Source organism: Pseudomonas chlororaphis subsp. piscium (genome assembly GCF_003850345.1).
Lineage (GTDB): Bacteria > Pseudomonadota > Gammaproteobacteria > Pseudomonadales > Pseudomonadaceae > Aquipseudomonas > Aquipseudomonas piscium.
The window spans coordinates 1,436,629-1,459,635 of sequence record NZ_CP027707.1; the positions used below are offsets into that span (position 1 = coordinate 1,436,629).

Sequence of the window (23,007 nt, forward strand, 5' to 3'; positions counted from 1 at the left end):
GGCTGAGAGTATTTCTGCGTTGCCGGATAAATAGCCCGCGCCAGCCGTTCGGTGGCTGCCCGAAACAGAGCAGTCACCGCTGTTTGCTGGCCGGCTATGGACTATTGGGCCTCAGGATTTGGGTGGGTTGATCCGCGCTGCGATGGCGTAGGCGCGCGCGGTCGCCGGGCGATCGAGGATGCGGTTGAACCAGCGGTGCAGGTTGGGGAAGTCTTCCAGGTTCTGGCTTTGCCACTTGTGGGAGACGACCCACGGATAGATCGCCATGTCGGCGATGCTGTATTCGCTGCCGGCGACGAAATCCCGGTCCGCCAGGCGTCGGTCCAGTACCCCGTACAAGCGCGCGGTTTCATCGACGTAGCGTTTGATCGCGTAGGGGATCTTCTCCGGGGCGAACTGGCTGAAATGGTGGTTCTGCCCGGCCATCGGCCCCAGGCCGCCCATCTGCCAGAACAGCCACTGCTGGGCTTCCTGGCGGCCACGCAGGTCCTTGGGCAGGAACTGCCCGGTCTTTTCCGCCAGGTACAGCAGGATCGCCCCGGACTCGAACAGCGACAGCGGCGCACCGCCGTCGGCCGGCTGATGGTCGACGATGGCGGGGATCCGGTTGTTCGGCGCGATCTTCAGGAACTCGGGCTTGAACTGCTCGCCCTGGCCAATATTGACCGGGTGCACGCTGTAGGGCAGGCCGGTTTCCTCGAGGAACAGGGAAATCTTGTGGCCGTTGGGGGTGGTCCAGTAATACAGATCGATCATGGAACTCTCCAGGTAAACGAAGGACATTCTGTTACGGATAGCCAACAGCGGTATTCGGTCGTCCGGTCTACGTTCGACGGCTTGCCTGTCTGGAGAGGTGATGTTGAAGTGCGTGGAATTCAATGACCCAACATGAGAAAAGTCAGCATGGAGCTTCAGACCAATGCAGCGCTGATCCTGATCGATCAGCAACAGGGCATCCTGCATCCCAGGCTTGGGCGGCGTAACAACCCCCAGGCCGAGGAGCGCATCGCCGAGTTGCTGGCTTACTGGCGCCAGACGGCGCGACCGCTGATCCATGTGCAGCACCTGTCCCACAGCGAGCAGTCGGTGTTCTGGCCGGGGCAGTCGGGGGTGGAGTTTCAGCAGCGGTTCATGCCGCGGGGCGCTGAGGCGGTGATCCAGAAGCAGGTGCCGGACGCCTTCTGCGCCACGACCCTGGAGGCCGATTTACGCCAGGCCGGGATCGGCCAACTGGTGATTGTCGGTGTGGCGACCCACAACTCGGTGGAATCGACGGCGCGGACTGCCGGCAATCTGGGGTTCGATACCTGGGTGGTGGAAGACGCCTGCTACACCTTCGACAAGGCCGACTTTTTCGGCCAGGCCCACAGTGCCGAGGAGGTGCATGCGATGTCGCTGGGCAACCTGCATGGCGAGTATGCGACGGTGATCGATTCGAGACAGATCCTGCAACGCGATCTGTAGGAGCGAAGCTTGCTCGCGATGAAATCGACTCGATCACATTGATTAACCGAGTCGCCCGCATCGCGAGCAAGAGCTGGGCCCCCCCTTGCTCCTGCATAAAAGCAGGAAGGCACGGCGTTACGGCATCAGGCGCCGTGGCACTTCTTGAATTTCTTGCTGCTGCCGCATGGGCAAGGGTCGTTGCGGCCGACATCTTTCAAGGCGTTGCGCACCGGCTCCTGGTGAGCGTGGTTGCAATGCGGACCGTGAACATGGCCGTGGTCGTGATCGTGGTGGTCATGATCGTGGTTGCAGTCAGGGCCATGGACATGGGGTTGCTGGGTCATCGAGGTTGCTCCGGAATAAAATCGGCGGGAATTATCTCGCCTTTGCGCGTCAGGTGCACGTCATGGCCGATGAATAATCCGGTTTCCAGCAAACCGTCCAGACGATAGGGGATCGGTTGTTGCGGTTTCTTCAGCCATTTCACCACCTGGCGTATCTGTGGCCACAGGTTGGTGCGCACGGGGACCTGGAAATAGGCGCTGTGCTTGGGGCTGATGGTGAACCAGTGTTCATGCTCACCCTCCGCCAGCAACACGTCGCCGAGATGAATCCGGTACTCCAGGGCGCGGACAGTCAGGTCGGCATCGTTGGGGTTGTCGACACGAAAGTGCAGGCGCAAACGCTGCTCCAGCAAATTCGCCTTGATCACCTCGACCTTGACCAGGTGCACCTGCGGGTCGAGGGTGTCGTCGACGAACCACGAGGCGCAGCCCGAAAGCGCCAGCACCGTGAGCAGTCCGAGGGTCCGTAGTGCGCGCAGCTGAACGACCATGGGGTTACTCCGTTTGAACTCCCAGTCTAGGCTCTGTACGAAAAGTGGCTGCGCGCTGGGCGCCTTCGGCGCTACGCAGGCCATGCTGCGTTAAAAACAGGCTCGGAATGCTCATTTAGGAACCTAAACTCCGCTTCCTCGCCTGTTTTTGCCTTGCCTGACCTTCGCTCGCCGACTTTTCGTACAGACCCTGGCAACCGTGGAGCGCGCGCAAGGACAGGCTCAGGGGCGGGTATTCAGCTGGCGAAGTAGCTGGCGCAGCACTTCTTGAATTTCTGCCCGCTGGCACAGGGGCAGGCGTCGTTGCGGCCGGCCTTGAGTTGCACGGTCGGGTCGATGAAATACCAGTGCCCGCTGTTCTGCACGAAGGATGAGCGTTCGCGATGGCTGTGTTCGCCAGTGTTGTCGTGCCAGCGTGCGGTGAAGGTGACGAAGGCGTGTTCCGGCTGGCCGCCGAAGACTTCCGAGCTTTCGACTTCCAGGCCCAGCCAGGTGCTCTGCGCGCTCCAGTCGCTGATGGACTGGCGGTCCAGGCCGTTCTGTTGCACCGGCAGCGTGGTGGTCACCAGGTAGTCCACCAGGCCCAGCACGTAGGCGCTGTAGCGCGAGCGCATCAGGGCCTCGGCGCAGGGTGCGGGGTGGCCGGCGTGGTAGTGGCCGCAGCAGGCGTCCAGCAGGTTGCCGCTGCCGCAGGGGCAAATAGAGGTACTCATCGCATTACCACCAGTACTTTCCGAAGTTTTCCGGATTCGCCCAGAACCTGGAGTTGAGCCAGTCGGGCACTTGTTTGTATTCAAGCAGATCGTAGGTAAACAGGGTCAGGACCTGTTCGTCGCGCTGGAAACGTTCGCTGGCCTGCAGGGCCAGGGAGAAAAAGTCGGTCTCCTTCCAGCCGCAGGCATTCAGGTCGGCCAATACCGCGATGCGGCTGGCGTTGAGGTTGCGGATCCCGCCGAGCAGGTTCAGGCCGTCGCGCTTGGGCAAATGCTCCAGGCAATCGACCGCCAGCGCCAGGTCGAAACGGCGCGCCGCCAGTTCCACCGGCAACGGGCCGGGTGTGACCTGGGCGATGACGGTTTCGGGGTGTGCCTGGCGAAACGCTTCCAGGGCCGGAAACCCGCTGGCACCGATCAGCAGTAGCTGTCGTGGGGCGTAGCGGTCGAGCAGGGCGGCCAGGGCCTGCTGGGGCGTGCGCGAAGAAATACCTGCGGTCATCGAAGTTCCTCAATCTTTGAGTGGCAAAGACTAGCCTGCCCGGACCCGCGGGCCTAGAGCCGTTTTGTCTGAAATGACAGCCGTTCCTGGGCAAATCCAGGGGGAAGGCCCGCCAGCCTCATGCTGGCGGAGATTTAAAGCCAGGTCTTTACTCCCCCAATCGGTTCTAAGCCGATTCCCTCAGGAGATAACTAGATGAGCATAGTTCGGACAGCATTACCCTTGGTTCTGCTAACCAGTGTGTTGACTGGTTGCGCAGGTTTGCAGAAAACCGATTGGCCAACCTGCGCTGCTGTCGGGGGTGTCGGTGGGGCCGCGTTGGGCGCGATTGAAAGTTCGTCCTGGGCAGGTTACGGCGCCTTGCTGGGTGCGGGTGTCGCGGCCGGTTATTGCTGGGTGCACGGTGATGGCGACGAAGACGGCGATGGCGTGCCGGACAGTCGCGACAAGTGCCCTGGTACGCCTAAAGGCGTGCAGGTGGACGCCAACGGTTGCCCACCAGCGCCTGTGGCAGTGGTCGAGGAAGTGGTGGTGGTCAAGGAAGAGACCATTGTCATCCGTGACGTGCATTTCGAATTCGACTCGGCCAAATTGACGGCCGCCGACAAAACCAAGCTCGACACCATCGCCACGCGGCTGAAACAGGAAGCCCCGAGTGCGCAACTGCGCGTGACCGGGCACACCGACAGCGTGGGCAGCGACGCCTACAACCAGCGCCTCTCGGAAAAACGCGCGCGCTCGGTGACCGAGTACCTGATCAGCGCGGGCGTACCCCGCAGCAGTTTCGTTTCGGTAGTCGGTGCCGGCGAGAGCCAACCGGTCGCGGATAACAAGACCGCCGACGGCCGGGCGATGAACCGTCGCACGGAAATCAAAATCAACCGCTGATTGCCTGGCATGGGCGGCTTGTGCAGCCGCCCATGCGGGTCTTTACTCCTGTGTGACCGGTATGGGCCGGTGACACAGGAGCATTCATGATGAGTCTTCTCTCGCGAGCCGCCTTGCCGGTTCTACTGCTCGGCAGCCTGCTCACAGGCTGTGCTACCCACAGCGACGGCACTGCCCCCCTCAACCAGCGTACATGGCCAATCTGCAGCCTGCTCGGCGGCCTGGTGGGCGGCGGCCTGGGCGCCATTGAAAGTGGCGGCTGGGCCGCGGGTGGCGCGGCACTGGGCCTGGTGACCGGCGGCTTGATCTGCTACGCCCAGGATGGCGACAAGGACGATGACGGCGTGTTCGACCGCCGTGACCGTTGCCCGGATACCCCGGCCAATACCCCGGTCGACAACCGTGGCTGCCCATTGCCGCAATACCCGGCTGCACCAGCAGCCGAGCCGGCGGCGCAATCCGAGGTGATCACCCTCAGCGATCAGGGCGATGTGCTGTTTGCCTTCGACTCGGCGGAGCTGACACCGGAAGCTCAAAACCAGCTGCAAGGGCTGCTGGCCAAGCTTCAGGGCGCCGACGTGCAGAGCATCAAGGTGGTCGGACACACTGATAGTCGGGGGGCGGATGAATACAACCAGAAACTGTCCGAACGCCGCGCCAGTAGCGTCGTCGCGTTTCTCCTGAACCAGGGCCTGGCGCCGGACAAACTGACCAGCCAGGGCAAGGGCGAGAGCGAGCCGGTCGCCGATAACAATACCGAAGAAGGGCGGGCGAAGAACCGCCGGGTGGAGCTGCACATTCAGCGTTGAGCCGTAGGCGCCGGAGCGACGAATAGCATCGATCCGGCGGTTGACAGGGGGCGGCGGGAGAATTTTCGCCGCCCTCTGGCTTATCCCTCGCCGAAGTCGTTACTGTGCGCGCAAAGAAAAAGTTCGCAAAGGGGGGGCATATGAAGGTGTTTTGGGGGCTGGGCAAGTTGTTGACGCTGTTGTTCTGGTTGCTGGTGCTGGTCAATCTGGTCAGCCCGCTGATTAATCCGATTCATCTGTTGATCAATCTGGCAGGCAGCCTGTTGCTGCTGACCCACCTGATGGAGCTGTTGCTGTTCAACGGCAGCCTCAAGGGCCGCGCCCACCCTTGGCGAGACCGCCTGCAGATCCTCCTGACCGGCATTTTCCACCTGCAGACCTTCAAGGCGGCGAAGCCTGTGGAGGTCGGCCATGCGTAAGCTCTGTCTGCTCGCGGTACTGTGCAGCCCGCTGGCCCAGGCCCAGGTGGTGACGGTCGAGACCAACTCCCTGATGCGCCTGCCCAACACCACCAGCAACCTGCAACTGGAACGCCTGGAAGTGGCCGATTACGGCACTTTGCTGATTCCTTCCAATGTCACCGAGGTCAAGGTCGGCGAGTTGCGCCTGGGGCGCGAGGCGCGGATCACTATCGTTCCTGGCGAACAAAGCCTGCAGTTGAACGTCGCCCGTGCCGATCTGGAGGCTGGCAGCCAGATCACCTCTCGCGGGGCTCCCGGAACTTACCTGAAGGCGGCCAAACCCGGGCGCAACCTGACTCTGCGTATCACCTCGCTGCAGGCCGGGGAACTCTCGGTGGATGCGCGCGGCGGCACCGGCGCGCCGGGTTATGTCGGCCTCGATGGCGCCAACGGCGAGGAGCCGGGTTGCACCTGGGGCCAGGCCGGGCGTGGCGCCGATGGCGACAACGGCGGTGACGGCCAGCCGGGGGCGGCGGGAGCCCAGGTGCGGGTCGAGCTGCCGCGGGATTACCCGGCGGAGCAGATCAAGGTCTGGGTTGATGGCGGGGCCGGCGGTGTGGCCGGTGCTGGCGGCAAACCCGGGGCCGGCGGCAAGTCCAAGGGCTGCTTCGTCTATCGTGCCGACGGTGGCAAGAGCGGCCGTCCTGGCGCCGAAGGCCACCCAGGGCCGGCAGGCCCTGCGGGTTCGGTCACGGTACAGCGCCTGTAAACAGTCCTTAAATAGGCGGCGCTGATTCCAGCGCCATCGCGGGCAAGTCGGATCGCCGCCCGCTCGCTCCTACAGACAACACAACCCTGTAGGAGCGAGGCTTGCCCGCGATGCTTTTCCCGCTATCCGCCTTTAGAACATCGGTCGAGCCGCCGCCACGGCCACCAGCAACAGACCAATGATCAGATTGATCCCCACCAATTTCCGAATATTGCCCAGGGTCGTAGCGCCCGTCGGCCAGTCCTCGTCCGCCACCGCCTGACGCAGCACTGGCAGCTGCAACGACTGGATCCGGATAAACAGCGCGGTCATCACCACATACAGGCCCATCATCACCTGCACATAACGCGGCGCGGTCTCGAACCCACTGAAACGCAGGTGGATCAGGCCGACGCCGCTGATCGGCAACAGCACCACCGCCACCCAGACCCAGACGAAAAAACGTGGGAACACTGCTGCCCACAGCTTCAACCGCGCCGGGCCCTCAAGGGCGGCCACCGCCGCCGGACGCAGCACCATCCAGGCGAAAAACATGCCGCCGACCCAGACCAGGGCGGCCAGGACATGCAGGGTGTAGGCAAGGGCAAAGGCTGTCATTCGGGTACTCCGTTCTGCGCGGGATGAATTAGCGGGGTATGATAGCGGCCGATCCGAACCACTGAAAATTTATCCAGCGTTTCTCGCGCCCGAAGAACCATGATCAGCAACGAACTCAAAACCACGATCCAGGGCGCCTACTCGCGTTTTCTCGAAGCCAAGAGCCTGAAACCGCGTTACGGCCAGCGCCTGATGATCGCCGAAGTGGCCAAGGTCCTGGGCGATGTCGATACCGATGACGAAGGCCGGCGTTCCGGCGACCCGGCCGTGGTGGCCGTGGAAGCTGGCACCGGTACCGGCAAGACCGTGGCCTACAGCCTGGCTGCGATCCCGACTGCCAAGGCTGCTGGCAAGCGCCTGGTGATCGCCACCGCCACCGTCGCCCTGCAGGAGCAGATCGTCTACAAGGATCTGCCCGACTTGATGCGCAACAGCGGGCTGAACTTCACCTTCTCCCTGGCCAAGGGCCGTGGCCGCTACATGTGCCTGTCCAAGCTCGACATGCTGCTGCAGGAAGGCCACGCACAAACCGCCACCGCCCAGCTATTCGAAGAAGAAGGCTTCAAGATCGAGGTCGACGAGGCCAGCCAGAAGCTGTTCACCAGCATGATCGAGAAGCTCGCTGGCAATAAATGGGACGGTGACCGCGACAGCTGGCCCACCGCCCTGGAAGACGCCGACTGGGCGCGCCTGACCACCGATCACAGCCAGTGCACCAACCGCCATTGCCCGAACTTCGGCCAGTGCGCCTTCTACAAGGCCCGCGAAGGCATGGGCAAGGTCGACGTGATCGTCACCAACCACGACATGGTCCTGGCCGACCTGGCCCTGGGCGGTGGCGCGGTGTTGCCGGACCCGCGCGATACCCTTTACGTGTTCGACGAAGGCCACCACCTGCCGGACAAGGCCATCGGCCACTTCGCCCACTACACCCGCCTGCGTTCCACCGCCGACTGGCTGGAGCAGACCGCCAAGAACCTCACCAAACTGTTGGCCCAGCACCCGCTGCCGGGCGACCTGGGCAAGCTGATCGAGCAGGTGCCAGAGCTGGCGCGGGAGATCAAGACCCAGCAGCAGTTCATGTTCACCGCCTGCGAACAGCTGGCCGACTTCAAGACCGGCGAAGACATGGAAGGCCGCGAGCGGCCGCGCCATCGTTTCGTCGGCGGGCTGATCCCCGACCATATGCGGGAAATGGGTATCGAGCTGAAGAAAGGCTTTTCGCGCCTGACCGACCTGTTCACCCGTCTGACCGACTTGCTCAAGGAAGGCATGGACGGCGAGGTCAACATCGGCATCGCCAGCAACCAGGCCGAAGAGTGGTACCCGCTGTTCGGCAGCCTGCTGTCCCGCGCCTCGGGCAACTGGGAGCTATGGACCGCCTTCACCACCGAAGACCCGGAAGACAACCCACCGATGGCGCGCTGGCTGACCCTGGCGGAAAGCGGCTCGCTGTTCGACATCGAGGTCAACGCCAGCCCGATCCTTGCCGCGGAGATGCTCCGTCGAAACCTGTGGAACGTGGCCTATGGCGCGCTGGTGACCTCCGCCACCCTGACCGCCCTGGGCACTTTCGATCGCTTCCGCATGCGTGCCGGGTTGCCGAAAAAGGCCGTGACCGCGGTGGTGCCCAGCCCCTTCCATCACGCCGATGCCGGGGTGCTGCGGGTCCCCGACCTGCACGCCGACCCACGGGATGCGCCGGCTCACACCGCAGCGATCATCCGTGACCTGCCGGAGCTGGTGGAAGGTTCGCGGGGCACCCTGGTGCTGTTCTCGTCGCGCAAGCAGATGCAGGATGTGTTCGACGGCCTCGACCGCGACTGGCGCAAGCAGGTGTTCATTCAAGGCAACCTGTCGAAGCAGGAAACCCTGAACAAGCACAAGGCGCGGGTCGATGGCGGCGATTCCAGTGTGCTGTTCGGCCTGGCCAGCTTCGCCGAGGGTGTGGACTTGCCCGGTGCCTACTGCGAGCACGTGGTGATCGCCAAGATCCCGTTTTCGGTGCCGGACGATCCGGTGGAGGCCGCGCTGGCCGAGTGGATCGAAGCCCGGGGCGGCAACCCGTTCATGGAAATCTCGGTGCCGGACGCCTCGCTCAAGCTGGTCCAGGCCTGCGGTCGCCTGCTGCGTACCGAACAGGACCGCGGCACCATCACCCTGCTGGACCGGCGCCTGGTCACCCAGCGTTATGGCAAGGCTATTCTCAATGCGTTGCCGCCGTTCCGTCGGGAAATTTCCTGAGCGCGGCCGGTCTGTGGGCCGGTCGTGTTGTCTATTGCATGTCACTGATTGCGCACAGACCGTTCATCGGTCGTTAAGGAGCACCAGGTCCCTATGATTCGCCGTTCGTTACCCGCTGTCTTTGCTTTGTTGTTCGCTACGCCGCTGCTTGCCGCGCCCACAGGGCAACAGACGCTGTTCAACTTTGTCCGGCCTGCCGATGTGGTGCAGGTGGCGACACAGGATGCCAGCCTGCCGCAATCCAACGCGGAGCAGACAGCCGAGGGCGAAGTGTTGCGCCGGGTGACATTCAATTCGGCGATTCAACCCAGCTTGCGCCTGACCCCGCAGACCGGTGCCTGGGACTGGTCGCAGTCCGGGGTCATGAGCCTGCGGATCCAGAGCGCGATGAACTGGGCCCTGACCCTGTACGTGAAGATCCAGAGCAATGACGGCAAGACCCTGGTCAGCCGTATCGACCTGCCGGCTGGCCCGGCGCAGACCCTGCTGGTGCCGCTGGTTGCCAGTTCGCCGCTGAGCCAGGGCATGAAGGCCGGTCCGCCGATGCCGATGACCTTCGAGGGCCAGCGCGTGCTGTTGGCCAACAGCGAAGGCGAGCTGGACCGCAGCCAGGTGGTGTCGGTGACCTTGTCCATGGATCAGCCGAAAGCCGCCCAGAGCATCCTGCTCGAACGTTTTGGCGTGCAGGACGGCGAGGCGGTGGTCAAGGCGGCCTACGGTGGTCTGGTGGATGCCTATGGCCAGTCGACCCGCGCCAAGTGGCCGGAAAAGATCGCCAGCGACGAGCAGCTCAAGGCCGCTGCGACCAAGGAACAGCAGCAGCTGAAAACCTGGCTGGCCGAACGCGAGCGTGCCTCGTTGGACACCTTCGGTGGCTGGAGCAACGGGCCGACCTTCAAGGCCAGTGGTTTCTTTCGTACCGAGAAACGCGATGGCCGCTGGTATCTGGTGACGCCCCAGGGGCATCCGTTCTATTCCCTGGGGGTCAATACGGTCGCGGCGGACAACAGCCAGACCTATGTCGCCGGTCGTGAATGGATGTTCGCGGCACTGCCCAGCGCCGACGAGCCGCTGGCCGGCTATTACGGCGAAGGCGACAACCGCGGCGGTAATGGCGCCGACCAGGGCCGCGCCTATAACGCCGGCCGCTGGTACGATTTCTATGGCGCCAACCTGCAGCGCACCTACGGCGTACCGTGCACCCCGGGTAGCGAAACCAAGGCCGGTGTGGCGGATGCCAGCAAGGCCGACGCCCAGGAGGCCCAGGCCGGGCCGGGCACCGAGCCGCCAGCCGCGCCAGCTTGTCCTGTCGCAGGCCTGGACCAGAAGCGTTGGGCCAGCCATACCCTGGATCGCCTGCAAGCCTGGGGCTTCAACACCATCGGCAACTGGAGCGCGCCGGCGCTGGGCCTTAGCGACCGTGTGCCCTACACCTTGCCGCTGTCGATCGTCGGTGACTATGCAAGCATCAGCACCGGCACCGACTGGTGGGGCGGCATGCCCGATCCGTTCGATCCGCGTTTCGCCATGGCCACCGAGCGTGCCGTGGCCATTGCCGCCCGCGATCACCGCGACGATCCATGGCTGATTGGTTACTTCGCCGACAACGAACTGGCCTGGGCCGGTCCCGGCGATGACCCCAAGGCGCGTTATGCCCTGGCCTACGGCACGTTGCGCATGACCACCGACGTGCCGGCCAAGCGTGCGTTCCTCAAGCAACTGCGTGACAAATACCGCAACCAGGAGGGCCTGTCGAAGGCCTGGGGCATCAACCTGACCGCCTGGGAGCTGATGGAAGACCCGGGGTTCGAGCCGCCTTTGCCTAGCCCTGAGCATCCGGAGATCGAAGCCGACTTCAAATACTTCCAGAAGGTCTTTGCCGACACTTACTTCAAGACCATTTCCGATTCGCTGAAATGGCACGCGCCGAACCACCTGCTGCTGGGCGGGCGCTTCGCCATCAGCACCCCCGAGGCCGTGGCTTCCTGCGCCCAGTATTGCGATGTGTTGAGCTTCAACATGTACACCCTCAAGCCGCAGGACGGTTACGACTTTGCCCGGTTGAACACCCTGGACAAGCCGGTACTGATCACCGAGTTCAACTTTGGCTCCAGGGATCGCGGCCCGTTCTGGGGCGGCGTGACCGAGCTGGCGCGGGAAGAGGACCGCGGTCCGGCCTATGCCCAGTTCCTCAAGCAGGCGCTGAGCGAGCCGTCGATTGTCGGCGTGCACTGGTTCCAGTACCTCGATCAGCCGGTCACCGGTCGTCTGCTGGATGGCGAGAACGGCCATTTCGGCCTGGTGGGCATCACCGATGTGCCGTACCAGGGTTTTGTCGACAGCGTGCGCAAGAGCAACCAGCAGGCCCTCGAGCAGTTGGGCAAGGAAGCCGGGAAGGCCAAGGCAGAGGCTGACAAGGCCGCTGCTCATGCCGCCGACGGCGGCAAGCCGGGCCATGATGGCAAGGGCGCAGGGCAGGGCGGCGGCCATGCGGGCGGTCATTCGGGCAATGGCCATTAATCGCTGAACCGGGCCTTTATCGTGCCGCGGGCCGGTCCGCCTCTACACTCGCTCGTAGGGGCGGGCCGGCCCGCGGTGCGTTCAATGCCCGTCTATTTCTGAATAATTCTTCCGGTGGATCGCCGCCGGGCTCGCTTCTGTTCCCAAAACCCTCAAGGGCTGGAACAATGCGCACCACTTTGTAGAGCATGGTCCGGGGAGTTACGGGTGCAGATTCAGGGTCATTACGAGCTTAAGTTCGAAGCGGTGCGCGAAGCCTTTGCGGCACTCTTCGAGGATCCCCAGGAGCGCGGCGCGGCGTTGTGCATTCAGATCGGCGGGGAAACCGTGATCGACCTCTGGGCCGGCACCGCCGACAAGGACGGCAGCGAGGCCTGGCACAGCGATACCATCGCCAACCTGTTTTCCTGCACCAAGACCTTTACCGCGGTCACCGCCCTGCAACTGGTGGCCGAAGGCAAGTTGCAGCTGGACGCGCCGGTTGCCCGGTATTGGCCTGAATTCGCCGCGGCCGGCAAGGAAGCGATCACCCTGCGTCAGTTGCTCTGCCATCAGGCCGGGCTGCCGGCCTTGCGTGAGCTGCTGGCGCCGGAAGCGCTCTACGATTGGCAAACCATGGTCGATGCCCTCGCGGCGGAGGCCCCTTGGTGGACGCCGGGCGAAGGCCACGGTTATGCGGCCATTACCTATGGTTGGCTGGTGGGTGAGCTGCTGCGTCGGGCTGACGGACGCGGTCCCGGCGAGTCCATCGTGGCCCGGGTCGCCAGACCGCTGGGGCTGGACTTCTTCGTTGGCCTGCCCGACGAGGAGTTTTATCGGGTGGCGCATATCGCCCGGGGCAAGGGCAATGTCGGCGACGCGGCCGCGCAGCGCCTGCTGCAAGTGACCATGCGCGAACCCACGGCCATGACCACCCGGGCGTTCACCAACCCGCCGTCGATCATGACCAGTACCAACAAGCCGGAATGGCGGCGCATGCAACAGCCAGCGGCCAATGGCCATGGCAATGCCCGTAGCCTGGCTGGCTTCTACAGCGGCCTGCTCGATGGCAGCCTGCTGGAAGCGGACATGCTCGAAGAGCTGACGCGCGAACACAGCGTCGGCATGGACAAGACCCTGTTGACCCAGACCCGTTTCGGCCTGGGTTGCATGCTTGACCAGCCGCAGGTGGCCAACGCGACCTTCGGTCTCGGCCCACGGGCCTTCGGCCATCCGGGAGCGGGTGGCTCCATCGGTTTTGCCGATCCTGAGTACGATGTGGCCTTCGGTTTTGTCACCAATACCCTGGGGCCGTACGTGCTGATGGATCCAAGAGCGCAGAAGTTAGTGAGGGTTCTGTCGGATTGTCTGTAAAAAAGTTGCTGTCAGGATTTTTTTTGCCTAAACATGAGTAAAAGCATCAGAAAGGAACCCTGTGGCTTTTATACTTTCAAAGCGTCTGTTTGTACGGTTCGTAGAGACCGTAATTTTTGATCTCATTTTGTGGATATCCCATGTCGTCGAACAAGTCTTTAGCCTTGGCTCTTTGCCTCACTGTCACCGGTTGTGCACAAACTCCACAAAATGACGCAGAAGGAGGGCACTGGTGGTCTTTCGGTTCCGATAAGGCCGCCAGCAAGGAAGCGGTGCAACCGGTAGCAAAAGTAGCTGCCAACGAGGTTTCCGCGGCCAAGTCCGCCGCCACATCCACCGCCAAGTCCGCGACCGCTCCTACCGCGGCCAAGGTCGAAACCGTAGCCGCTTCCGCCGCTGCTCCGGCCGCCAAGGCCGAAACCACCAACTGGTGGTGGCCGTTCCCTTCCAAGGACACCAGCAAAGACGCCGCCAAAGAGCCGCTAGCCGACGCCAAGGCCAAGGCGGATGCCGCGACCGCAGCGCCGAAGGTCGCCAAGACCGAGACTGGCAACTGGTGGTGGCCTTTCAATCAGCAGCCCACGTCTCCGACCAAGGCAGATGTTAAAGACATTCCGATGCCGGACCCGAAAATCACCCAGGCCTGGCTGGACGACTACGAGCCGCGCCTGCGTGAAGCCATCAAGGACAGCCGCCTGCAACTGGAGCGTCGCGAGAACACCCTGGTGGTGACCGCTCCAGTCGACGGTTCGTTCAACCCGGATCGCCCGGCCATGTTGCTGCCGGTCACCCTGAGCCCGTTTACCCGCGTGGCCAAGGCCGTGGGTACCGACGCCAAGACTTCCGTGCTGGTACTGGGCCATGCCGACACCACCGGTGCCGCGGCGGCCAACCAGAAGCTGAGCCGTGACCGCGCGCAGTCCGTTGCCGCGATTTTCAGCCTCACTGGCCTGAAGCGCGATCGCCTGATGCTGCGTGGCATGGGTTCGGTCATGCCTCGCGCTGCCAACGACAGCGTCGAAGGTCGTGCGCTGAACCGTCGCGTGGAAATCATCGTCACCCAGCGCAGCACCATGCTGGCCCTGCTGAGCAAGTACAACCAGCCGACCCCGTCCGAGGCTGAACTGGTTGCCGTGCAGGATGTGAAACCAGTCGTTCCTGCTGCCTCCTCGAAGAAAGCCGTCGCCGCGAAGAAAGCCGCTCCGGCGAAAAAAGCTCCAGCCAAGAAGCCTGTAGCGAAGAAAGAAACCGCCAAGAAGACCACCACTGCCAAGGCTCCGGCCAAGGCAGCGACCGAACAGGCGAAGAACTGATTCATCAGGCATCGGGTAAAAGGAACCTGCAATGACCCAGGGACTGGCGGACATGCGCCGCGACTACATCCGTGACGGACTGACCGAAGCCCAGGCTCCGGTCGAGCCCTTCACGCTGTTTCATCGGTGGTTCGCGGAGGCACTGAAAACCGAACAACCGCCGGTCGAGGCCAATGCCATGACCCTGGCGACCGTTGACGAAGAGGGGCGCCCCCATTGCCGCATCCTGCTGCTCAAGGGGCTGGATGCGCAGGGGTTCACCTTCTTCACCAACTACGACAGCGCCAAGGGGCAGCAACTGGCCGCACGGCCTTTTGCCGCCATGACCTTCTTCTGGCCGGCCCTGGAGCGTCAGGTGCGTATCGAGGGGCGGGTGGTCAAGGTTACCGCCGAGGAGTCCGATGCCTACTTCCAGGTCCGCCCGCTGGGCAGCCGCCTGGGCGCCTGGGCATCGCCGCAGAGCCAGGTGATTGCCGATCGCCAGGAGCTGGAAGCCTTGCTCAAGAACACCGAGGAGCGCTTCAGCGATACCCAGCCCCATTGCCCCGAGCACTGGGGTGGTTATCGCCTGTTACCGGAGCGCATCGAGTTCTGGCAAGGGCGCGCGAGCCGTTTGCACGATCGCCTGAACTACCGCCTGCAAGGTGCCGACTGGGTGCGTGAGCGCCTGGCCCCCTGAACGAGTCAGGTCATTCGCCGGGATAACCGGCCGCGGCGGCTTCAAGCCACCGTGGCAGGTCCCGGCGTTTTACTTTCTGGCGATGGGCATTCGCCAGCTGTTGCAGCATGAAGGATTTTTTCTTCTCGTCCCCGCCGGCCAGCGACAGCGCCAGGTCCCTGTCCATCCAGCGCTTGATCCGTACATACAGCCACCAATGGAAGTACAGGCCGGCAACGGTGGTCACGACAATGATGAAGTAATCCATAGAAAATCCTTTGGTCGGTGGCGCAACTCGGGAAATAAGCGCTACCGTGTGAAGAGTTTTTTCTACTCGCGCAGTCTGTACTGCTGCTGAATGGAACCAATTTTATCCGGGCGATGCCGTGACAGGCGTCAAGCTGCGGAGTTTAATGATTATCTGTCCTTTGGAGTTGATCCTATGCGTAAGTCTGTTTTGCTGGTTGCTTCCTTTTCCACGATGGCCATGTTGCTCACCGGTTGCCAATCCAACCTGTCCGGTGACTCTTACTCCCGTGACGAAGCGCGTCGCGTACAGACCGTTCGCATGGGCACCATCGAATCCCTGCGTCCGGTGAAAATCGAAGGCACCAAGACCCCGATCGGCGGCCTCGCCGGTGCAGCGGTCGGCGGCGTTGGCGGCAGCGCCATCGGCGGCGGTAAAGGCAGCATCGTGGCGGCAGTTGTCGGCGCGGTGGCTGGCGGCCTGATCGGTTCCGCCACAGAGGAAGGCCTGACCCGTACCCAGGGCGTGGAAATCACCGTGCGTGAAGACGACGGCAGCATGCGTGCCTATGTGCAGCAGGTTCAGGAAAACGAAGTGTTCCGCGTCGGCGAGCGCGTGCGCATCATGAGTGTCAACGGCACCAGCCGTGTCGCCCACTAAGCGTTAACCGTTACAAAACAAAACCCCGGCCAGGCAACTGGTCGGGGTTTTGTGTTTTCAGCCCTGGCAACGCCGGTGGTTACACCGGCAATTGTGGGTTCTTGCGGCTGGCCGCGGCCGTCACGGCGTAGCCGATCAGGGCGGCGAACAGCGAGCCGGTGAGGATGCCCATGCGGTCCATGCCGGCGTATTCGCTGCTGCCGGGCACAAAGGCCAGGGAGCCGACAAACAGGCTCATGGTGAAGCCGATCCCGCAGAGAATCGCCACGCCCAGTACTTGGCCCCAGTTGGCGCCGCCGGGGAGGGCGGCCAGGCCCATCTTCACCGCCAGCCAGGTCAGGCCGAACACGCCGACGGTCTTGCCCAGCAGCAGGCCGATGGCGATGCCCATGGGCACGTAATGGGTGAAGCTTTCCACGGTGATGCCTTGCAGCGACAGGCCGGCATTGGCGAAGGCGAACAGCGGCAGGATGCCGTAGGCCACCCACGGATGCAGCGCATGCTCCAGGCTCAGCAGCGGCGAAGGCTCGGCATTGCGAGTGCGCAGCGGGATGCAGAAGGCCAGGGTCACGCCGGCCAGGGTCGCGTGGACTCCGCTCTTGAGCACGCAGACCCAGAGGATCAGGCCAATGATCATGTACGGCCCGAGCTTGACCACCCCCAGGCGGTTCATTGCCACCAGCGCCACCAGGCAGGCCGCAGCGAGCATCAGCGACAGGGTCGACAGGGCGCCGGAGTAGAAAATCGCGATGACGATGATGGCCCCCAGGTCATCGATGATCGCCAGCGTCATCAGGAACAGCTTCAGCGACACCGGCACCCGCTTGCCCAGCAGGGCCAGCACGCCGAGGGCGAAGGCGATGTCGGTGGCCATGGGGATCGCCCAGCCACTGAGCGCCGGCGGGTTGTCCTTGTTGAGGAACCAGTAGATCAGCGCCGGCACCACCATGCCGCCGATGGCGGCGGCGCCCGGCAGGACGATCTGCGAAGGCTTGGACAGATGGCCGTCGAGAACCTCGCGCTTGACCTCCAGGCCGATCAGCAGGAAGAACATGGCCATCAGGCCGTCGTTGATCCACAGCAGCAGGGGCTTGGCGATTTTCAGGGCGCCGATCTGGGCGACCACGGGAGTGTCCAGGAGGCCGTTGTACAGCCAGGACAGTGGTGAGTTGTTGATGATCAGGGCAAGCACGGCAGCGGCAATCAATAACAGACCGCTGGCAGCTTCCAACTGAAAGAAACGCGTGAAAGTGCTACGCAGAGGCAAGGTCGCTCTCCATCAGAAAACTAAAAAGGTGGCACACCCTAACCCGTACTGTTAGTTGTTAAAACAAAAGTTATATTCTTTTTTGTTATATGTAGCAGAGCAGCGGCCTGCTGGAAAACCAGCCTAGCAGTTGTGTATCCAATTGATTCAAAACTGTACCTGTGAGAGACCGGGGATGTTTCCTAACATGTCCGGCCCCAGCCCGACGGGCCGGGGACTTTTGCCTGTTGCAGCGCCTGATTTTCCTTGTGCCTGGATCACCTATGCTGGGTGCACTTCATCTTTTTGCGTCCTGTGTGGCGTTCGAGCCAATGAGAAAACACCATGAGCGACAACCGTCAGTGGGCCCGTGAGGCCATCCGGATCATCGAAGCCGACTTCCAGCGCAGCGCCGACACCCACCTGATCCCCTTGCCCTTGCCAGGCTTGCCGGGCATCGAGCTGTATTTCAAGGACGAGTCCAGCCATCCCACCGGCAGCCTCAAGCATCGCCTGGCGCGTTCGTTGTTCCTCTATGCGCTGTGTAACGGCTGGCTCAAGCCCGGGGCGCCGGTGATCGAGGCGTCCAGCGGTTCGACGGCGATTTCCGAAGCCTATTTCGCGCGCCTGCTGGGCTTGCCGTTCATTGCGGTGATGCCGGCCACCACGTCCCAGGAAAAGATCGCGCAGATCGCCTTCTACGGCGGCAAGAGCCACCTGGTGCAGGACCCGACGCAGATCTACGCCGAGTCGGAGCGCCTGGTCCGGGAGAGCGGCGGGCATTTCATGGACCAGTTCACCTACGCCGAGCGCGCCACCGACTGGCGGGCGAACAACAACATCGCCGAGTCGATCTTCCAGCAACTGCGCTTCGAGCGTTACCCGGAGCCCAAATGGCTGATCTCCAGCCCGGGCACCGGCGGCACCACCGCCACCCTGGGGCGTTATGTGCGCTATCGCCAGCATTGCACCCGGGTACTCTGCGCCGACGCCGAGCGTTCAGTGTTCTTCGATTACTACCAGAGCGGTGACGCCAGCCTGCGCCTGGACTGTGGCTCGCGCATCGAAGGGATAGGCCGGCCACGGGTCGAGGCGTCGTTCCTGCCCAAGGTGATCGATGCGATGGTCAAGGTGCCGGATGCCCTGTCGCTGGCGGCCATGCATTACCTGGCGCAGCGCCTGGGACGGCGGGTGGGCGGTTCCAGCGGTACCAACCTGATCGGCGCGCTGATGGCGGCGCAGCAGATGAAACAGGCCGGGGAGAGTGGTTCGATCGTCGCCATCCTGTGTGACGGTGGCGAGCGTTATGCGACCACCTATTACGATCAGGACTGGCTGACCGCTCAGGGTTACCAGTTGACGGCCTTGATCGAGGTGGTGGCAGCGAGTGTGGAGCGGGGTGAGCCGTTGCCGGCCAGCGTATTGCGCGCTGGCATCTGAGGCTGCAAGCCCGCTCCCTGGGGAGCGAGCCTGCTTGTGAAAAGGCCCCTGTAAAGGGGCCTTTTTTACGCCTCGATGCCGAGGATGTTGCGTGCCACCGCTTCGGCGATACGGATCCCGTCGACCCCGGCCGACAGGATGCCCCCGGCATAACCGGCGCCTTCACCGGCCGGGTACAGGCCCTTCACGTTCAGGCTCTGCATCGATTCGTCGCGGGTAATGCGCAGCGGCGACGAGGTGCGGGTCTCGATCCCGGTCAGTACCGCGTCATGCAGGGAGTAACCCTTGATCTGCCGCTCGAAGGCCGGCAGCGCTTCGCGGATCGCCTCGATGGCGAAGTCCGGCAGGGCCAGGGCCAGGTCGCCCAGGGCGACGCCCGGCTTGTAGGATGGCTCGACGCTGCCCAGGGCGGTGGACGGCTTACCGGCGATAAAGTCGCCGACCAGTTGCGCCGGGGCTTCGTAGTTGCTGCCGCCGAGTACGAAGGCGTGGGATTCCAGGCGCTCTTGCAGCTCGATACCGGCCAGCGGGCCACCCGGGTAATCCACTTCCGGGGTGATGCCGACCACGATGCCGGAGTTGGCATTGCGCTCGTTACGCGAGTACTGGCTCATGCCGTTGGTGACCACGCGGTTCGGCTCGGAGGTCGCCGCCACCACGGTGCCGCCCGGGCACATGCAGAAGCTGTAGACCGAACGGCCGTTCTTCGCGTGGTGCACCAGCTTGTAGTCGGCGGCGCCGAGTTTCGGGTGACCGGCGTACTTGCCCAGGCGCGCGCTGTCGATCAGCGACTGCGGGTGTTCGATGCGGAAACCCACGGAGAACGGCTTGGCCTCCATGTACACGCCACGGCCGTGGAGCATGCGGAAGGTGTCGCGGGCGCTGTGGCCGAGGGCCAGGACCACGTGTTTCGAGTGAATCTGTTCACCGCTGTTGAACTCGACGCCGACCAGTTGGCCGTCTTCGATCAGCACGTCGGTTACCCGTTGCTCGAAGCGCACTTCACCGCCCAGGGCGATGATCTGCTGGCGCATGTTCTCAACCACGCCGGTCAGGCGGAAGGTACCGATGTGCGGCTTGCTGACGTAGAGGATCTCTTCCGGCGCGCCGGCCTTGACGAACTCGTGCAGGACCTTGCGGCCGTGGTGTTTCGGGTCCTTGATCTGGCTGTACAGCTTGCCGTCGGAGAAGGTCCCCGCGCCGCCTTCGCCGAACTGCACGTTGGATTCCGGGTTGAGCACGCTTTTGCGCCACAGGCCCCAGGTGTCCTTGGTGCGCTGGCGCACTTCCTTGCCGCGCTCGAGGATGATCGGCTTGAAGCCCATCTGCGCCAGCAGCAGGCCGGCGAAAATCCCGCAGGGGCCGAAACCCACCACTATCGGGCGCTGCTCCAGGTCGGCGGGCGCCTGGCCGACGACCTTGTAGCTGACATCCGGCGCCGGGTTGACGTTACGGTCGTCGGCGAACTTGTGCAGCAGTTTGGCCTCGTCACGCACGTTCAGATCGAGGGTGTAGATGAAGCACAGCTCGGACGACTTCTTGCGCGCATCGTAGCTGCGCTTGAACAGGGTGAAGTCGAGCAGGTCCTCGCTGGCGATGCCCAGGCGCTGCAGGATGGCAGGGCGCAGGTCTTCATCGGGATGGTCGATCGGCAGCTTGAGTTCGGTGATTCGTAACATGACAGGGTCCGGTTCGCGGGACGCACCAATGCGTCAGGGCGGTTTTACAAACCGGCGATTATAAGCCGCAAAGCCCGGACCCCGTGAGGTTAAAACGGTTGTCCGTCGCCTCAGTCGCTGCGCGAGCCGCCGAAATAGGCACAACCGCGCTGGACCTGGCCATCGACCCGCAGTTCCGCGGTCAGGTGTTGCACGCTGCCGGTCTTGCTGTCCACGCAGCGCTGCGGCGCAACCCAGAGTTCGACATGGCGGTTGTTGGCTTCGCTGCTGAGGTTGAAACGGCCGTCGCCCAGCTGCTCTTCCAAGTAGGGCAGCGCCAGCGCCGGCTGGCCGGCGCGTTCGATGCGCATGCCCTTGGCGCTGACATCGACGTTCCAGTCCGGAGCCTTGCCACTGGCCCGCAGGATCAGGCGCGGGAAGTCGGGATCGCCGCAGGCATCGTTCGAGCGTTCGACGCGATATAGCTGGCTCAGCGCGACTTCACTGTCGGCGCCGCCGGCCTTGCTCGGGGAGAAATGCCCACGCAGGTCGGCGAACAGCGTGCCCTGCTGGTCGGCCAGGCTGGCGGCTTCCTGGAGGATGCTGGTGCCGCCGTTGTCCTTGACCACATAACGCTGCTCGCCGACGCAAGGCTTGAACAGCAGTTGACCGTCGGCGGCGGTCAGCGTGCCCTGCATGCGGGTCTGACCGGCCTGGGACTGCGTCCGGGGCTGGCCATCGAACACCGACAGCATCTGGCAACCGGCAAACAGGGGGAGCAGGGCAATACAAACAAGGGAACGGGCGGCACGCATCGTCGGGTCTCCAATCAAGTGCCGCCACGTTACGCAGCCTGACCGTTCATCACAACCCTGGATCCACTCATGTCTCTGTAGGCGCCAGGCTTGCCGGCGATCCAGGCGCTGCGGTGTGCCTGGTGCAGCGCCATCGCGAGCAAGCCTGGCGCCTACAGAGGCATGTGGGTCAGCCGACGATATAGGTCTGGCCGGTTTGCAGGCCTTCCACGCTCTTGGCGTACGCCAGTGCCACGTCGGCGCCGGGAACCGGTTTGTAGCCACGGAAGTACGGGGCGTAGCTGTCCATGGCCTCCACCAGCACGGTCGGGCTTATCGAGTTCACCCGCAGGCCGCGTGGCAAGTCGATGGCGGCGGCGCGGACGAAGCCGTCGATGGCACTGTTGACCAGGGCTGCCGAGGCGCCGCTGCGGATCGGGTCGCGGTTGAGGATGCCGGAGGTGAGGGTGAACGAGGCGCCGTCGTTGGCGAACTCGCGGCCGATCAGCAACAGGTTGACCTGGCCCATCAGCTTGTCTTGCAGGCCCAGGGCGAAGTGCTGTTCGCTCATCTCGCCCAGCGGCGCGAAGGTGACATTGCCCGCGGCGCAGATCAGCGCGTCGAATTTGCCGGTTTTCTCGAAGAGTGCGCGGATCGAGGCGCTGTCGCTGATGTCCACCTGGAAATCGCCGCTGGTGCGGCCGATGCGGATGACTTCATGACGTTGCGACAGCTCTTTGTCGACCGCTGAGCCTATGGTGCCGTTGGCGCCGATCAGAAGAATTTTCATGGGGCTGTTCCTCGCGTGGGTTGAACGAGGTTGCAGTCTAGTGCTGGTTTTTCCTGTTGATTAGCGCACTAATAGGCAACCTTTGGTTTTCAAATGGAAACAATCCATGAGCGAAATGGATGACCTGGCGGCATTCGCCGTGCTGATCGAAGCCGGCAGTTTCACCCTGGCCGCCCAGCAACTGGGCTGCAGCAAGGGGCAATTGTCCAAGCGCATCAGCGCCCTGGAGGCGCAGTTCTCGGTCGTGCTGTTGCAGCGCACCACGCGCCGCTTGAGCCTGACCGCGGCGGGCGCCGCCTTGTTGCCCCAGGCCCAGGCGCTGCTGGTCCAGGTCGAGCGGGCGCGTCAGGCCCTGGCGCGGCTCAAGGACGACATGGCCGGGCCGGTGCGGCTGACGGTGCCGGTGTCCCTGGGGGAGACCTTCTTCGAAGGCCTGTTGCTGGAGTTTTCCCGGCAGTATCCCGAGGTGCAGATCGAGCTGGAGCTGAACAACAACTACCGCGATCTGACCCGGGACGGTTTCGACCTGGCGATCCGCTCGGAGGTTGGCAATGACCAGCGGCTGGTGGCCAGGCCGCTGCTGGCCTGGCACGAAATGACCTGCGCCAGCCCGGCCTACCTGGAACAGTATGGCGAGCCGCGGACCCCCAGGGACTTGGCCGAGCATCGTTGCCTGCTCAACAGCCACTACAGCGGTCGTGAGGAGTGGCTCTATCACCAGCAGCATGAATTGTTGCGGGTGCGGGTGTCGGGGCCTTTCGCCAGCAATCACTACAACCTGCTGAAAAAGGCCGCGCTGGTGGGCGCCGGGATCGCCCGACTGCCGTCCTACCTGCTGCAGGCGGAACTGGCCGACGGGCGTTTGCGCGGGCTGCTGCGCGATTACCAGACCCGCAGCATGCCGATGTACCTGGTGCATCCGTATCAGGGCGGACTGCCCAAGCGCACCCAGGTCCTGGCCGATTACCTGATCGGCTGGTTCAAGCGCAGCGGCGAAGCGCTGGATCGCCTGTAACCCTCAATCTCTCCGCCACACTGCTTCTGTAGGAGCGAAGCTTGCTCGCGATGGCGGCGCCGCGGACTGTCTGAAAAACCGCATTATCGTTCATCGCGCGCAAGCTGCG

At 63.4% G+C, this 23,007-nt stretch carries 24 protein-coding genes; 13 read left to right on the plus strand and 11 right to left on the minus strand.

Annotated features, from left to right (window positions below; genetic code table 11):
• Positions 1 to 111 precede the first annotated feature (111 nt).
• Positions 112 to 756, minus strand: coding sequence for a glutathione binding-like protein (locus C4K38_RS06565; protein ID WP_053277708.1), 645 nt, complete (start codon positions 754 to 756; stop codon positions 112 to 114).
• 147 nt (positions 757 to 903) lie between these two features.
• Here C4K38_RS06565 and C4K38_RS06570 point away from each other — a divergent pair, with 147 nt between their 5' ends.
• Entirely contained in the window at positions 904 to 1,464 is a 561-nt protein-coding gene (locus tag C4K38_RS06570) for a cysteine hydrolase family protein (protein ID WP_053277709.1), read from the plus strand.
• A 125-nt stretch (positions 1,465 to 1,589) separates the two neighbouring features.
• Here the strand turns inward: C4K38_RS06570 and C4K38_RS06575 are convergent, their stop codons facing one another.
• The 4 genes from C4K38_RS06575 to C4K38_RS06590 form a co-directional block, all read right to left on the minus strand.
• Positions 1,590 to 1,790 carry an SEC-C metal-binding domain-containing protein gene (locus C4K38_RS06575; protein ID WP_007923047.1) on the minus strand — a complete coding sequence of 67 codons (201 nt, stop codon included), beginning with the start codon at positions 1,788 to 1,790 and terminating at the stop codon, positions 1,590 to 1,592.
• Positions 1,787 to 2,281, minus strand: a complete 495-nt coding sequence (locus C4K38_RS06580; RefSeq protein ID WP_053277710.1) for an LEA/WHy family protein — start codon at positions 2,279 to 2,281, stop codon at positions 1,787 to 1,789. Before C4K38_RS06580 ends, C4K38_RS06575 begins: the two co-directional genes overlap by 4 nt.
• A gap of 236 nt (positions 2,282 to 2,517) precedes the next feature.
• Complete coding sequence (locus C4K38_RS06585) at positions 2,518 to 2,994, minus strand: YchJ family protein (RefSeq protein WP_053277711.1); 477 nt, start codon at positions 2,992 to 2,994, stop codon at positions 2,518 to 2,520.
• A gap of 4 nt (positions 2,995 to 2,998) precedes the next feature.
• Positions 2,999 to 3,496 carry a DUF6231 family protein gene (locus tag C4K38_RS06590; RefSeq protein WP_053277712.1) on the minus strand — a complete coding sequence of 166 codons (498 nt, stop codon included), beginning with the start codon at positions 3,494 to 3,496 and terminating at the stop codon, positions 2,999 to 3,001.
• Positions 3,497 to 3,691: 195 nt separating this feature from the next.
• On the opposite strand from C4K38_RS06590, the gene C4K38_RS06595 reads away from it, so the two are divergent.
• The 4 genes from C4K38_RS06595 to C4K38_RS06610 all read left to right on the plus strand — a co-directional run bounded on the left by C4K38_RS06595 (position 3,692) and on the right by C4K38_RS06610 (position 6,363).
• A complete protein-coding gene (locus C4K38_RS06595) occupies positions 3,692 to 4,384 on the plus strand; it encodes a PA1041 family peptidoglycan-binding anchor lipoprotein (RefSeq protein ID WP_053277713.1) in 693 nt (230 codons plus the stop codon).
• Between the two features lie 89 nt (positions 4,385 to 4,473).
• Complete coding sequence (locus tag C4K38_RS06600) at positions 4,474 to 5,193, plus strand: PA1041 family peptidoglycan-binding anchor lipoprotein (RefSeq protein ID WP_053277714.1); 720 nt, start codon at positions 4,474 to 4,476, stop codon at positions 5,191 to 5,193.
• 140 nt (positions 5,194 to 5,333) lie between these two features.
• Positions 5,334 to 5,612: a DUF1145 domain-containing protein gene (locus C4K38_RS06605; RefSeq protein WP_053277715.1), complete on the plus strand. Its 279-nt coding sequence runs from the start codon at positions 5,334 to 5,336 to the stop codon at positions 5,610 to 5,612.
• A complete protein-coding gene (locus C4K38_RS06610) occupies positions 5,605 to 6,363 on the plus strand; it encodes a hypothetical protein (RefSeq protein WP_053277716.1) in 759 nt (252 codons plus the stop codon). The genes C4K38_RS06605 and C4K38_RS06610 overlap by 8 nt, the downstream gene beginning before the upstream one ends.
• Before the next feature lie 132 nt (positions 6,364 to 6,495).
• On the opposite strand, the gene C4K38_RS06615 is transcribed toward C4K38_RS06610, so the two are convergent.
• Positions 6,496 to 6,960: a CopD family protein gene (locus tag C4K38_RS06615; protein WP_053277717.1), complete on the minus strand. Its 465-nt coding sequence runs from the start codon at positions 6,958 to 6,960 to the stop codon at positions 6,496 to 6,498.
• 99 nt (positions 6,961 to 7,059) lie between these two features.
• On the opposite strand from C4K38_RS06615, the gene dinG reads away from it, so the two are divergent.
• From dinG to pdxH, 5 genes are all read left to right on the plus strand, one after another.
• Positions 7,060 to 9,204, plus strand: coding sequence for an ATP-dependent DNA helicase DinG (gene dinG / locus C4K38_RS06620; RefSeq protein ID WP_025806728.1), 2,145 nt, complete (start codon positions 7,060 to 7,062; stop codon positions 9,202 to 9,204).
• A gap of 93 nt (positions 9,205 to 9,297) precedes the next feature.
• The gene (locus tag C4K38_RS06625; RefSeq protein ID WP_053277718.1) at positions 9,298 to 11,724 is read left to right on the plus strand and encodes a beta-galactosidase; all 2,427 of its coding nucleotides are present in this window, start codon (positions 9,298 to 9,300) and stop codon (positions 11,722 to 11,724) included.
• A gap of 207 nt (positions 11,725 to 11,931) precedes the next feature.
• On the plus strand, positions 11,932 to 13,077 hold the full coding sequence (locus tag C4K38_RS06630; RefSeq protein WP_053277719.1) for a serine hydrolase domain-containing protein: 1,146 nt from the start codon (positions 11,932 to 11,934) through the stop codon (positions 13,075 to 13,077).
• A 140-nt stretch (positions 13,078 to 13,217) separates the two neighbouring features.
• A complete protein-coding gene (locus tag C4K38_RS06635) occupies positions 13,218 to 14,390 on the plus strand; it encodes an OmpA family protein (RefSeq protein ID WP_053277720.1) in 1,173 nt (390 codons plus the stop codon).
• A 31-nt stretch (positions 14,391 to 14,421) separates the two neighbouring features.
• Entirely contained in the window at positions 14,422 to 15,069 is a 648-nt protein-coding gene (pdxH, locus tag C4K38_RS06640; protein WP_053277721.1) for a pyridoxamine 5'-phosphate oxidase, read from the plus strand.
• A 10-nt stretch (positions 15,070 to 15,079) separates the two neighbouring features.
• On the opposite strand, the gene C4K38_RS06645 is transcribed toward pdxH, so the two are convergent.
• A complete protein-coding gene (locus C4K38_RS06645; protein WP_053259856.1) occupies positions 15,080 to 15,316 on the minus strand; it encodes a hypothetical protein in 237 nt (78 codons plus the stop codon).
• A gap of 174 nt (positions 15,317 to 15,490) precedes the next feature.
• On the opposite strand from C4K38_RS06645, the gene C4K38_RS06650 reads away from it, so the two are divergent.
• Positions 15,491 to 15,955, plus strand: coding sequence for an outer membrane lipoprotein (locus tag C4K38_RS06650; RefSeq protein WP_053277722.1), 465 nt, complete (start codon positions 15,491 to 15,493; stop codon positions 15,953 to 15,955).
• A 79-nt stretch (positions 15,956 to 16,034) separates the two neighbouring features.
• Here the strand turns inward: C4K38_RS06650 and nhaA are convergent, their stop codons facing one another.
• Positions 16,035 to 17,222 (minus strand): Na+/H+ antiporter NhaA, encoded by a 1,188-nt coding sequence (gene nhaA / locus C4K38_RS06655; RefSeq protein ID WP_053277723.1) that lies wholly within the window; start codon positions 17,220 to 17,222, stop codon positions 16,035 to 16,037.
• Between the two features lie 324 nt (positions 17,223 to 17,546).
• Here nhaA and C4K38_RS06660 point away from each other — a divergent pair, with 324 nt between their 5' ends.
• On the plus strand, positions 17,547 to 18,641 hold the full coding sequence (locus tag C4K38_RS06660; protein ID WP_053277724.1) for a PLP-dependent cysteine synthase family protein: 1,095 nt from the start codon (positions 17,547 to 17,549) through the stop codon (positions 18,639 to 18,641).
• 65 nt (positions 18,642 to 18,706) lie between these two features.
• Here the strand turns inward: C4K38_RS06660 and C4K38_RS06665 are convergent, their stop codons facing one another.
• The 3 genes from C4K38_RS06665 to C4K38_RS06675 all read right to left on the minus strand — a co-directional run bounded on the left by C4K38_RS06665 (position 18,707) and on the right by C4K38_RS06675 (position 21,883).
• Positions 18,707 to 20,320 (minus strand): NAD(P)/FAD-dependent oxidoreductase, encoded by a 1,614-nt coding sequence (locus C4K38_RS06665; protein WP_053277725.1) that lies wholly within the window; start codon positions 20,318 to 20,320, stop codon positions 18,707 to 18,709.
• A gap of 110 nt (positions 20,321 to 20,430) precedes the next feature.
• Positions 20,431 to 21,114, minus strand: a complete 684-nt coding sequence (locus C4K38_RS06670; protein WP_016702049.1) for a COG3650 family protein — start codon at positions 21,112 to 21,114, stop codon at positions 20,431 to 20,433.
• 169 nt (positions 21,115 to 21,283) lie between these two features.
• A complete protein-coding gene (locus tag C4K38_RS06675; RefSeq protein ID WP_053277726.1) occupies positions 21,284 to 21,883 on the minus strand; it encodes a short chain dehydrogenase in 600 nt (199 codons plus the stop codon).
• Positions 21,884 to 21,989: 106 nt separating this feature from the next.
• On the opposite strand from C4K38_RS06675, the gene C4K38_RS06680 reads away from it, so the two are divergent.
• A complete protein-coding gene (locus C4K38_RS06680; protein WP_053277727.1) occupies positions 21,990 to 22,898 on the plus strand; it encodes a LysR family transcriptional regulator in 909 nt (302 codons plus the stop codon).
• Positions 22,899 to 23,007 lie beyond the last annotated feature (109 nt).